General features: G+C 69.6%; 11 protein-coding genes. 3 read left to right on the top strand and 8 right to left on the bottom strand.

Annotated features, from left to right (window positions below; all coding sequences use genetic code 11):
• The first annotated feature begins 190 nt into the window (after window positions 1–190).
• A complete protein-coding gene (locus P3T29_RS12130; RefSeq protein ID WP_280716363.1) occupies window positions 191–400 on the top strand; it encodes an acyl-CoA carboxylase subunit epsilon in 210 nt (69 codons plus the stop codon).
• Between the two features lie 32 nt (window positions 401–432).
• On the opposite strand, the gene P3T29_RS12125 is transcribed toward P3T29_RS12130, so the two are convergent.
• From P3T29_RS12125 to hemL, 7 genes are all read right to left on the bottom strand, one after another.
• Entirely contained in the window at window positions 433–837 is a 405-nt protein-coding gene (locus P3T29_RS12125; RefSeq protein WP_280716362.1) for a hypothetical protein, read from the bottom strand.
• 187 nt (window positions 838–1,024) lie between these two features.
• Window positions 1,025–2,161: a c-type cytochrome biogenesis protein CcsB gene (gene ccsB, locus P3T29_RS12120; protein WP_280716361.1), complete on the bottom strand. Its 1,137-nt coding sequence runs from the start codon at window positions 2,159–2,161 to the stop codon at window positions 1,025–1,027.
• Window positions 2,162–2,164: 3 nt separating this feature from the next.
• Entirely contained in the window at window positions 2,165–3,853 is a 1,689-nt protein-coding gene (locus P3T29_RS12115) for a cytochrome c biogenesis protein ResB (RefSeq protein WP_280716360.1), read from the bottom strand.
• 2 nt (window positions 3,854–3,855) lie between these two features.
• Entirely contained in the window at window positions 3,856–4,626 is a 771-nt protein-coding gene (locus tag P3T29_RS12110) for a cytochrome c biogenesis protein CcdA (protein ID WP_280716359.1), read from the bottom strand.
• Window positions 4,623–5,222, bottom strand: coding sequence for a TlpA disulfide reductase family protein (locus tag P3T29_RS12105; RefSeq protein WP_280716358.1), 600 nt, complete (start codon window positions 5,220–5,222; stop codon window positions 4,623–4,625). Before P3T29_RS12105 ends, P3T29_RS12110 begins: the two co-directional genes overlap by 4 nt.
• 162 nt (window positions 5,223–5,384) lie before the next feature.
• Complete coding sequence (locus tag P3T29_RS12100) at window positions 5,385–6,035, bottom strand: histidine phosphatase family protein (RefSeq protein ID WP_280716373.1); 651 nt, start codon at window positions 6,033–6,035, stop codon at window positions 5,385–5,387.
• 68 nt (window positions 6,036–6,103) lie between these two features.
• Window positions 6,104–7,438: a glutamate-1-semialdehyde 2,1-aminomutase gene (gene hemL, locus P3T29_RS12095; protein ID WP_280716372.1), complete on the bottom strand. Its 1,335-nt coding sequence runs from the start codon at window positions 7,436–7,438 to the stop codon at window positions 6,104–6,106.
• A gap of 529 nt (window positions 7,439–7,967) precedes the next feature.
• On the opposite strand from hemL, the gene P3T29_RS12090 reads away from it, so the two are divergent.
• Together P3T29_RS12090 and P3T29_RS12085 are read left to right on the top strand one after the other, a co-directional pair.
• Window positions 7,968–8,456, top strand: coding sequence for a hypothetical protein (locus P3T29_RS12090; protein ID WP_280716357.1), 489 nt, complete (start codon window positions 7,968–7,970; stop codon window positions 8,454–8,456).
• Window positions 8,457–8,817: 361 nt separating this feature from the next.
• Window positions 8,818–9,399 carry a DUF4291 domain-containing protein gene (locus tag P3T29_RS12085; protein WP_280716356.1) on the top strand — a complete coding sequence of 194 codons (582 nt, stop codon included), beginning with the start codon at window positions 8,818–8,820 and terminating at the stop codon, window positions 9,397–9,399.
• Between the two features lie 96 nt (window positions 9,400–9,495).
• Here P3T29_RS12085 and P3T29_RS12080 read toward each other — a convergent pair whose 3' ends face one another.
• Window positions 9,496–11,184, bottom strand: a complete 1,689-nt coding sequence (locus tag P3T29_RS12080; protein ID WP_280716355.1) for an RICIN domain-containing protein — start codon at window positions 11,182–11,184, stop codon at window positions 9,496–9,498.
• Between the last annotated feature and the right edge of the window lie 108 nt (window positions 11,185–11,292).

Genomic DNA, 11,292 nt, shown 5'->3' with positions numbered 1-11,292 from the left:
AGACCCGCGCGGTCCTCGCCTCCTCGCTCGCGATGCTCCGCACCAAGCACGCCGACCTGCCGAGCCGCAAGCACGGCAACCCGCCGATGTAGCCGAGCGGCAACGCTTCCCACCGATCAGGGCCACCCAGGCTTCTCAAACCCAGACTTCTCAGACATCCAGTCTTCTCACCGGGGGAGAAATCCACACCATGAGCGCATCTGCCGAGTCACTGGTACGCATCGTCCGCGGCTCGCTGAACGACGAGGAACTCGCCGCCCTCACCGCCGTGCTGATGGCACGCGCCGCCTCCGCGCGGCTCGCGGCGGCCGCCCCCGTGGTCGAGCCGATCGCCCGCTGGTCGCGCCTGGAGCGCCGCCCGGCCTACTACTCCCCCGTCAGCTGGCAGCAGGCAGCCTGACTCGGGCTGATGTCCGGCCTGTTCGCGAAGCTTCAGGCCACTGCCAACGCGGCGTTGCGCCCCTCGTGCATCACCTGGAGGTTGGCCGCGAGCCGTCCCGGGTCCTGACTGAGCCAGAGGCGGACGGCCGCGCCGAGGATCGCGCTGGCCGACCCGAGCCGGACGCCGGTGGCCTGGGCGACCCGGGCCGCCGCGAGCACCAGCAGGTCCGTCAACGCCCCCGGGAGCCAGACCGTCTGGGCGCACGGTGCGGGTGGGGTCAGGGCGGCGAGCAGCCGATAGGCGTCCGCCGTACTCTGCAGGGTCGGCAGGACGTCCAGCAGGCCGTCCGCGACCACCTCCGACACGTCGCTCCGGTGCCCCTGTGCCAACCGGCGGAGCAGCGCTCTCTCGGCGGCGGTGATTCGGACGGTCAGCATGACCTCGTCGCACTCCATGGCGCGGCCCTCCTCGCGGCTTCTCGAACAGATCCCGGCCCGGACCCGGGCGGATCTCGGACAGATCTCTAAGACGGATCTCTCGGACAGATCTTGAAACGTATCAGTCGGTGCCTGTACGCACTAAACCTCTGACGGCGGGCCCGCCGACCGGACTCGGTCGGTGGGCCCGCCGTCTGTGGGACTGTCAGCCGACGCCCGCGTACGAGTGCTTACCCGTCACGAAGATGTTCACGCCGTAGTAGTTGAACAGGAAGCAGGCGAAGGCCAGCAGCGCCAGGTAGGCGGCCTTGCGGCCCTTCCAGCCGGCCGTGGCGCGGGCGTGCAGGTAGCAGGCGTAGATGACCCAGGTGATGAACGACCAGGTCTCCTTCGGATCCCACTCCCAGTACTTGCCCCAGGCGGCCTCGGCCCAGATCGCGCCCGCGATGATGGTGAAGGTCCAGAGCGGGAAGACCAGCGCGTTGATCCGGTACGAGAGCTTGTCGAGTGTGGCGGCGGCGGGGAGCCGCTGCCAGATCGAGGCGGAGGTGCCGAACGGGCCGGTGGTCAGACCGGCGGCCATCCGCCGGTCGTACGAGTCCTTGCCCAGGTAGAGCGCGGTGGCCGCGAAGCCCGCGTAGAAGGCGCCACCACAGATGATCGCGGCCGACACGTGGATGGCCAGCCAGTACGAGTGCAGGGCCGGGACGAGCTGCTCGGACTCGGTGTACAGCACGCTGACCGCGAGGCCGAGCGTCAGCACCACGGCGACCGTGACCGGCAGGCCGAGCCAGCGGACGTTCTTCTTGGCGACCAGCAGGCCCAGGTACGCGAGCACCGTGGTCAGCGCGAAGGCGCAGGAGAACTCGTACATGTTGCCCCACGGCCAGCGGGACACCGAGAGGCCACGCGCGACCACGCCGCCGATGTGCAGCAGGGCGGCGAGGACGGTGAGCGAGATCGCGATCCGCCCGGCCAGGTCACCCTTCTCGCTGGTGCCGGCCGCGCCCGGGCCGTCCACGTCGTCGTTGTCGCCACGGCCGCTGGTGACCACGGTGGCACCGGCGTCCGCGAGCGCGGTCCGGGTCAGCGTGGTGGTACCGCCGCCGGCCGAGGCCACGGTGACGGTGACCTTCTTGACCGCCTTGGCGGGCCCGCTCGCGGCCACGGTCTCGGCGAGGGTCGCCTGCTCGGCCGAGCGGACGGCGACGGCACCCTTGCTGCCGAACGTCCACTCGAAGATGTGCGAGAACATCGCGAGCAGGTACACGGCCATCGCCGCGTAGATCAACTTGTTGGAGAGGTCGGCCAGCTGTAGGTCGACCCCGGAGACGTTTGGCACCGTCTACTCCTTGGAGTTCAGGTCAGCGGGGACAGTGTCTTCTGGAGCGGTCGACGGGTCCTCGTCGACCGCCGGGGCGTCGTCCTGCAGGTCGACCGCCAGCTCGGCGAGTTCCTCGGCGATCTTCGCGGACTCGCTGCGGGCCAGCCCGGCGACCTCGACCAGCGTCCGGCCGTCCGGGGCCTCGGTGGCCCGGACCCAGATCCGGCGGCGCCTGACGTTCAGCGAGCCGACCAGGCCGAGGATGGCGCAGATCGCACCGGTCAGCGCGACCGCGTTGCCCGGGCGGTGCGAGACGTTGAAGCTGGCCCACTGCTGCACACCGTCGAAGGTGACGGTGCCGTAGCCGTTCGGCAGTGTCCAGCCCTGGCCCGGCTTCAGCAGGACCTTGGCGATCTGGCCGTCCTGCTGCAGCTGGGTCATGTGCTTGGTGTCCAGCTGGTACACGTTCTGCGGCAGCCCGGAGTCGGTGCCCAGGTCACCCGCGAAGGCGTTGAGCACCAGCTTCGGGTCGGCCGCGCCGGGGAAGAGCGAGACCGGGCCGGTCTTGGTGAAGTCGGGCGCGGCGGTCGGCAGGAAGAAGCCGGTGAAACCCAGCTGGGTCTTCTTTCCGTCCTTCTCCCCGTAGTCGCTGACCTTGATGACACCCGTCGAGGTGAGGTTGCTGTCCTGCGGCAGGAAGGCGGTCGGGCCCGAGTAGACCTGCTCGCCCTTGGCGTTCCTGACGGTGACCACCGGCGCGTACCCGTGGCCGATCAGGAAGACCTTGCTGCCGCCGATCTCCAGCGGCTGGTTGACCTGGATGTCGCCCTTGGTCAGCTTGGTGCTGTCCTCGCCCGTCCAGTACCGGATGTGCGCCGTGAACTCGCGGGCTTCGCCGACATGGTCACCGGTGGTCTGGTAGCTGGAGGTGAAGTTGTCCAGCTTGAAGCCGAACGGGTCCAGGTCCTCCGGCCCGTAGAGGGCCGAGCCGGTGAAGTCGTCCAGCTGCGTCATGGTGTTCGAGTAGCCCTGGCCCTCGATCACCAGCTTGCCGCCCTGCCCGCTGGCCAGGCTCGCCCAGCCGAAGCCGGCCAGCAGCGCGAACAGCGACAGGTGGAAGAGCAGGTTGCCGACCTCGCGCAGGTACCCCTTCTCGGAGGCGACCGAGCCACCGGCGAGGTTCGCCCGGAAGCCCCGGCGCTTGAGGCGCTGGTACGCGGCGGCGTTCACCGCCTTGGCACCCGCCTCGGTGTGCCAGGCCGCGTACACCGGCATCCGGGTCAGGTTGGCCGGCGCGGCCGGGGGCTGCGCGCGCAACACGCCGACGAACTGCCAGGTACGCGGGATGATGCAGCCCGCGAGCGAGATGAAGAGCAGCAGGTAGATCGCCGAGAACCAGACCGAGCTGTAGACGTCGAACAGCTGGAGCTTCTGGTAGATCGGCGCGACCGTGGTGTGGGCCAGCTTCCAGTTCGCCACCTTGAAGGCGTTCTGGCTGTTCTGCGGGATCAGCGAGCCCGGGATGGCCGCCAGCGAGAGCATGAACAGCAGGATCAGCGCGACCCGCATGGACGTCAGCTGACGCCACGTCCAGCGCAGCCAGCCGATGACCCCTATGCCTGACGGGTTGTCCTGCTCGAGCGGGGCACTGGTGAGACGCTCCGCCGTCAGCTCGTCGTCGTCCGGCTGACGGGTTGTGGTGTCGCTCACGGTCAGATTCCGATCGAGAAGTCGGCGGTGGTGGACTGCAACTGTTGCACCAGCGAGTCCCAGGTTCCGGTAGCCAGTAGCAGGCCGACCACGATGAGCATGCCGCCGCCGAGCCGCATCACCAGTTGGTAGTGCCGCTTGATCCAGCCGAACGCGCTGAGCGCCCGGCGGAAGGCGAGCGCGGCCACGACGAACGGTACGCCGAGGCCGAGGCAGTAGACGGCAGTGAGAAACGCGCCACGCCCGGGATCGGCCTGGTTCATGGCCAGCGAGTTGATCGTGGAGAAGGTCGGCCCCAGACAGGGCGTCCAGCCGAGCCCGAAGACGATCCCCAGCAGGGGCGCTCCCGCCAGCCCGACGGCCGGGCGCCGGTGCGTACGCACCTCCCGCATCGTGAAGCCGGGCAGCAGACCCATGAAGGCCAGGCCCATCAGCACGGTCACCGCGCCCATCACGATGTTGATGGTGTGCCGGTACTGGAGCAGCGTCTGCCCGAAGTAGCCGAACAGCGCGCCGCCGGAGACGAAGACGGCGGTGAAGCCGAGGATGAACAGCACCGAGCCGAGCAGCATCCGCCCGCGCCTGGCGCCCTTGGCGTCGGCGAGGTCGGCGGCGGAGAAGCCGGTGACGTACGAGAGGTAGCCGGGGACGAGCGGCAGCACGCACGGGGAGAAGAACGACACCAGCCCGGCCGCCAGGGCGATCGGAACGGCCAGCAGGATTGCGCCGTTCGCAACCGTCTGACCGCCGTCGGCCAGCAGGGCCGCACTCACTGGGACTTCTCGGCCAGGATCGGCTTCAGCAGGCTCTCCAGGTCGTCCGCCGACAGCCCCCGCATCGAGCGGGCGGCGAGCTTGCCCTCGCGGTCGACCACGATGGTGGTCGGGATGCTCTGCGGGTTGAGGCTGCCCTTGGGGAACTTGAGGATCTGGGTGCCGTCCGGGTCGTACAGGCTCGGGTAGGTGATCCCGAAGTTCTGCTCGAAGGCCAGCGCGTTGGCCGGGGTGCTGTCACGGGTGTTGATCCCCAGGAACTGGACGTCCTGGCCCTTGTACTTCTCCGAGACCGCCTGCAGGCCCTTGGCCTCGGCGCGGCACGGGCCGCACCAGGAGCCCCAGATGTTGAGGACCACGACCTTGCCCTTGTAGTCCGCGAGCGCGGCCTTGCCACCGTCCAGCGTGAGACCGGAGATGGCGGGCGCGTCCTCGCGGTGGCCCACTGCGGCGGTGTCCAGCCCGCCGTCACCCGTGACGAAGCCGGTCTGGCCGCCACTGTTGGAGGAGCTTGCGGAGCAGCCGGCGAGAGCCAGCGTGGCGGCTGCGGTGAGCACGGCGGCGAGGCGGATACGGCGGCGGGTCGTCCCAGACATGTGAAAAGTTTCGCATGGGACTTCGGACGGCTTCAGGGGGGTCCGGCATTGACTGCCGGACCCCACCTGACCTGCGGTTCTTATACTTATGATCCACTTATTCCGGGCATGCCCGGAATACGGCTCCGGCCGGGCCTGCCGGGGCGGCCACAGAGCTGCGACTCAGGCGCCGAAGCTCTTGCCCACCGGCTTGTCGCCCTTCTTGCCCTTGCCGACCAGGTGCGCCGGCAGCAGGTCGCGGGCGGGCTCGCTGTAGCCGATCGAGACGATCCGGTCGCCCTCGTACGTGAAGCTGGTCAGCGAGGCCAGCGAGCACTGGCGGTTGCGCGGGTCGTGCCAGAGCCGGCGGCGCTCGGCGAACGAGCGGACCGTCCAGATCGGCAGCTGGTGGCTGACGCAGACCGCCTCGTGGCCCCGCGCGGCGTCCCGGGCCTTGGCCAGCGCGCCCATCATCCGGACCACCTGGTCGATGTACGGCTCGCCCCAGGAGGGCTTGAACGGGTTGGTCAGGTACTTCCAGTACGACGGGTTGCGCAGCGAACCGTCGCCGACCCCGAAGGTCTTGCCCTGGAAGATGTTGTCCGCCTCGATCAGTCCCTCGTCGACGGCCACCTCCAGCCCGTGCGTCTTCCCGATCGGCGCGGCCGTCTCCTGCGCCCGTTCGAGCGGCGACGCGACCACGTACGTGATGTCGCGGTCGGCCAGGTGCTCGGCGACCCGGTCGGCCATCTGCCGGCCGAGCTCGGAGAGGCGGTAGCCCGGGAGCCGTCCGTAGAGGATGCCCTCCGGGTTGTGCACCTCGCCGTGCCGCATCAGGTGGACGACGGTGGTGTCCTTGGCGCTCACTTCGCTCCTCTGTTCCTCTCGCTTCGTCGCTCGCGTCACGCGGGCTGGGCTGCCGCTGCCGCGCGGGCTGCCGCAGGCAGTGCCACGGCGATCCGCTCGATCGCCCGCTCGTCGTGGGACGCCGAGACGAACCAGGACTCGAAGGCGGACGGCGGCAGGTAGACGCCCTGGGACAGCATGCTGTGGAAGAAGCCGTTGAAGCGGTACGCCTGCTGGGTCCGGGCCTCGTCGTAGTTGGTGACCTGCTGGTCGGTGAAGAAGACCGAGAACATGTTGCCCGCCGTCTGCAGGCGGTGGGCCACGCCCTCCTTGGTCAGCGCGTCGCTCACCAGGCCGGAGATCTCGGCCGACACCCGGTCCACGGTCGCGTAGACCTCGTCGGTGCAGTTCCGCAGCTGGGCGAGGCCGGCGGCGGTGGCGATCGGGTTACCGGAGAGGGTGCCCGCCTGGTAGACCGGACCGGCCGGGGCGAGGTGGCCCATCACGTCGGCGCGGCCGCCGAACGCGGCGGCGGGGAAGCCGCCACCCATCACCTTGCCGAAGGTGAGCAGGTCGGGCGCCCAGCCCTCGTGCGCGGCCTCCAGGCCGTACCAGCCGGCCTTGGAGACGCGGAAGCCGGTCATCACCTCGTCGGAGATGAACAGCGCGCCGTTGGCCTGGCAGAGCTCGGCGAGCCCCTTGTTGAAGCCGGGGAGCGGCGGGACGACACCCATGTTGCCGGGCGAGGCCTCGGTGATCACACAAGCGATCTCGCCCGCGTGCTTGGCGAACGCCTGCCGGACGGCCTCGAGGTCGTTGTACGGGAGCACGATCGTGTCGCCCGCCTGCGCGCCCGTCACGCCGGGCGTGTCGGGCAGGCCGAAGGTGGCGACGCCGGAGCCGGCGGCGGCCAGCAGCGCGTCCACGTGCCCGTGGTAGCAGCCGGCGAACTTGACGATCTTCGCGCGGCCGGTGAAGCCACGGGCCAGCCGGATCGCGGACATCGTCGCCTCGGTGCCGCTCGACACCAGACGGACCTGCTCGACCGGGGCGATCCGGGCGACGATCTCCTCGCCGAGCTCCACCTCGCCCTGGCCGGGCGTGCCGAAGGAGGTGCCTCGGGTCACCGCCTGCTGGACGGCGTCGATCACCGCCGGGTGCGCGTGCCCGAGGATCATCGGACCCCACGAGCACACCAGGTCGACGTACTCCCGGCCGTCGGCGTCGGTCAGGTAGGGGCCGGTACCGGACACCATGAAGCGCGGGGTGCCGCCGACCGCGCGGAAGGCACGCACCGGGGAGTTCACGCCGCCGGGGGTCACGACCGAGGCTCGGTCGAACAGCGACTGGGACTGGGGAGCCTCGTACGGGTAGCTCTTCGGGTTCGTCATCGGGTTGGTCACCCGGACATGGTCTCAAATCGTGTCCTTGGCCTACGCATGTCGGGCCCGATCATCTGGAACGATGATCCGTGTGCCGTCATGGCGGCGTCGCAGTGCTGCCCAGTACTGCCCGGCGCTGTCCAGTGCTGTCCAGTGCTGACCGGGCTATCTCCGGCTGCCTATTCTGTCGATGTCCCGACAAGGTGAGCAGCTCGAAGGCCCAGCAGGCTGTACGGTCTGTAACGTCGATACATCTGCTTGACGGACCGGTCGGACTGCGGGCAGCAGAGCCGTGCGGCCGGACTGTGCCGACCGGAACTGTGTTGGACTGTGTTACGGCGGCACAAGGCGGGTAAAGGGCACGTTCGGGGACACCGAGCGTGCGGGGGTCTGTCGATTCCGGCGAATTCCGGTGAGGATGGTCCGAGTGTCCGAGGCGCAGGACGGCTTCGAGGAGACCGCGGGTACTTCCCGGCGGCCCGCTCGGGCTGCGGGCGGGGGAACGGGTGCGGGCAGGGGAAAGCGGGGTGAAGGTCGAGTGGGGGTCACCTACAAGTACTTCGGCGCGCCCGACCGAGCCACCGCCGCCAGAGTGCCCACCGCCCTGGGCCCGGGCGGCCTCGGCCTGGAAGCCGGCGAACTGGGCGCCCTGGGCCGCCTCGGCGACCTGATGGAGACCAGCGGCTCCCCCACCGGCCATCTCTCCACCAAGATCAAACCCGAGACCATGAGCGCCATGGTCCTCACGGGCATAAAAGGCGTCCCGCTGCACCAGGTCCCACCCCTGGAACTGGTCGTCCTGCACCCCGACTACGCCGTCGTCCAGCTCCCCCACACCGTCGTCGAACCCCTCCGCAAGGCCGACGAGACCGAACTCGGCGCCGCCGCCTTCATCTGGTCCACCGTTCCCGACCGCCGAGGCCCGCGCGACGCCTTCGTGATCTACACCATGCTCCACGAGTGGCAGGACTTCGCGAACCGCCTGCACGACGCGGGGCACCAGCTGTACTGCCTGGTCTGGCCCTGAGCCGGGGGCCGGTTCGGCCCTGAGGGATGGTCAGCTGCTGTCTGGCCGGGGTTTCGGGCTGCTGGAGTCCTTCGGACTTTGGGTCCTGGCCCGGCAGCCGCCGTCTGGACTGATGGCGAAGGCGGTCGGCCCCACTAACGCTGGGGCCGACCGCCACTTCGTTTCCCCAGGCAGGCCGCCGGCCTGGCACAGACCGGCCCCTGGATCTGCTGAACGCCCACCCGCACCGCCCAAGGACCAGGTCCTGGAACCATCCAGCGACCTGGTCCTCAGGCAGTTCCGGACTACGGGGACCGGCCTCCGGCGAACGGGTTGGAAAAGCAGGTGGGGACGGCCGGGCCGGGTGAGGCAGGATCAGGGCATGCCTTTTCCCGCCCGGCAGATCCGGGCTGCTCACACGGCCACCACGATCACGGTCTATCAGGCCTTCTCCCCGCACATCGCCGAACCGGCGGCCGCTACCGGGCGGTTCCCGGAGGCGTTCAAGCGGGAGCGGATGACGTGGATCAAGCCGTCGTTCCTGTGGATGATGCACCGCAGCGACTGGTCCCGCAGTGCCGGGCAGGAGCGGGTGCTGGCGGTCACCATCCGCCGCGACGGCTTCGAATGGGCGCTGGCCAACTCCGCGTTGAGCTCCTACGACGCGCAGCAGCACCGCTCGCGTGAGCACTGGCGGCAGGAGGTCCGCGAGCGTCCCGTCCGGATCCAGTGGGATCCGGAGCGGAACCTCGCGCTGCAGCCGTTGCCCCGGCGGTCGCTGCAGGTGGGACTGCGTGGTGAGGCGGTGCGGCGTTACCTCGACGAGTGGATCACCGGCATCGAGGACGTGACCGCCCTCGCCGAGCACGTCCGCCGCGAGCGGGACGCGGCGGCGCTGCCGGTGGAGCAGCCGTACGTACTGCGGCCGGAGCTCGCGGAGCGGATCGGCTGTACGGCCGGGTAGGCGCGAGGGACTGCGCGGTGCGGAAGGTGCGGGTCGTTGTCTTCCGGTTTCGCGCAGTTCCCCGCGCCCCTGTTGTCGCTGCGGCCTGCCGAGTCGCTAGCTGTGCAGGTAGACGATGCCGAGCTTGGTCAGCTGCCAGAGCTGGTCGGCCGCGCCGGTGTCGGTGGCGAGCTGGACCAGCGGGTTGCCCTGGGCGTCCAGTTGGCCGGACGCCGTCGCGACCTTGGTCAGGTCCTGGGAGTCGGCCAGCTTGTAGGTGCCGTTGCCGGCCGCCTCGAAGACCCAGTGCTGGTTGCCGCCGCCGTTGCAGCCCCACTGCTCCAGGCCGGTGCCGGGTGCGGTCGAGGCGCCGGTGGCGTCGACGCACATGTTCCGGTTGCCGCTGAAGTCGAGCTCGTAGCTGCCGCCGGTCCTGGCCTCCAGGACGAAGGACTGGTTGAGTCCGCCGGTGGCCGGGTAGGTGATGGCGCTACGGCCGTTGGTGCTGTCGCCGTACGTGCCACCGCCCGAGAGGTCGAGTGCCTGGCCGTTGGCGGCGTTGGTGAGCTGGTACCAGGCGCCGTCCTCGGGCTTGTCCGGGAAGGGCTGACCTGGCGTCAGTGGTTCGATCGAGGTGCCGTCCTGCTGGTTGAGCGTGCAGAACGCCTGCTGCCGGTCGGGCTGCTGGTAGAACTGGGTCAGGCAGTTGCCCTCGCCCTGGTAGCCGGCCACCCGCAGGTGGTACGACTGCCGGATCATGTTCATGCAGACGCCCGGGATGCTGATCTGCGAGTCACAGCCGTTCCGGGTCTTCTCCGAGGTGTCGATGACATCGCCGTTGGTGTACTCGTACGGCGAGCTGGTCCACTCCGCGCAGACCTCGTGCCCGTAGCTGACCCGGCGCTCGTCCAGGTACCGCACGCCGGGTACCTGGGAGGCCGCCGTCCGCAGCGCGTCACTGAGCTGGGGGACGACCCAGTTGTGGCCCCAGGCGAGGTCCTCGGGGAAGGCCGGGCAACCGTCCGCGATCTTGCCGATGTAGTCGTTGCGCCGGATGTCGGGGGTGATCGGCGTGAAGTACGACTGGAAGACCAGCTGGTACGAGGAGTCCGCGTAGCCCGCCGTTCGCATGGTGTTGCGGACGTCGGTCAGCGCGGCCTCGACCTTGGGGATGGTCCGCACCGCACGCTGCCTGATGGCGTCGCTGCCGATGGTGTCCCGGCAGCCCTGCGACTTGGGGATCGGGAAGTACTGGGCGAGGCAGCTCAGCATGATGCCGCTGAAGTCGAAGTCGTCGTTGGCGCCGATCGTGACGACGACCATCTTGACGTTGTACTGGGCTGCGGTCTGGGCGAGTTGGACGTCCTGCTTGGGTTCGCCGAAGTCACCACTGCCGCCACCGGTGACCTTCGCCAGCGTGGGATCGCTGACCAGGTCGCCGGTCTGCGCGCCGGAGCAGGCGAGGTCGATCGGGGTCACCCCGCTGATCGCGGTGTCGAAGATCTCCGACTTGGTGTGCCGGTGGCAGTAGTTGGTGGGGGTGTCGGTGCCGGGCATGTAGGCGTCGGCGGTGTCCGTGCCCGCACCCTCGCCCGAGATCGCACTGTCCCCGAGGGAGACGATCGCGGCGGGCTTGTCGGTGGTAACGGCCTTCGCGGTCCTGGCGGCCGTACTCGCCGCCGAAGTCCCGCCTGCTGCAAGGGCGTTCGGCGCACCGGAGAGGGCGATGGCGGCTATCAGCCCGACCGTGGTGAGCAGGGCACCCGGGCGGTATCTGCGCGCGCCCGGGAGTTGGGATCTGATCACGCATGACTCCTTGGGGGGTGGGGGCCACCCGGCATGCGCCGGGCGGCGCGGAGCTGCGGAGCGTGGGGGAGGAGCGTGGGGGGCATGAGGCAGAAAGATGAGCCCGGC

It is taken from the genome of Kitasatospora sp. MAP5-34 (genome assembly GCF_029894335.1).
Classification (GTDB): Bacteria; Actinomycetota; Actinomycetes; order Streptomycetales; family Streptomycetaceae; genus Kitasatospora.
The sequence above is the reverse complement of the archived record's forward strand: the minus strand, read 5'-3'. Positions and strand labels throughout refer to the sequence as shown.

What these genes read in the sequence shown, in the direction of transcription:
- P3T29_RS12130 (WP_280716363.1), top strand. Translation starts at nt 191, where the DNA reads ATGAGCGCATCTGCCGAGTCACTGGTACGCATCGTCCGCGGCTCGCTG.
- P3T29_RS12125 (WP_280716362.1), bottom strand. Translation starts at nt 837, where the DNA reads ATGGAGTGCGACGAGGTCATGCTGACCGTCCGAATCACCGCCGCCGAG.
- P3T29_RS12105 (WP_280716358.1), bottom strand. Translation starts at nt 5,222, where the DNA reads ATGTCTGGGACGACCCGCCGCCGTATCCGCCTCGCCGCCGTGCTCACC.
- P3T29_RS12100 (WP_280716373.1), bottom strand. Translation starts at nt 6,035, where the DNA reads ATGCGGCACGGCGAGGTGCACAACCCGGAGGGCATCCTCTACGGACGG.
- hemL (WP_280716372.1), bottom strand. Translation starts at nt 7,438, where the DNA reads ATGACGAACCCGAAGAGCTACCCGTACGAGGCTCCCCAGTCCCAGTCG.
- P3T29_RS12085 (WP_280716356.1), top strand. Translation starts at nt 8,818, where the DNA reads ATGCCTTTTCCCGCCCGGCAGATCCGGGCTGCTCACACGGCCACCACG.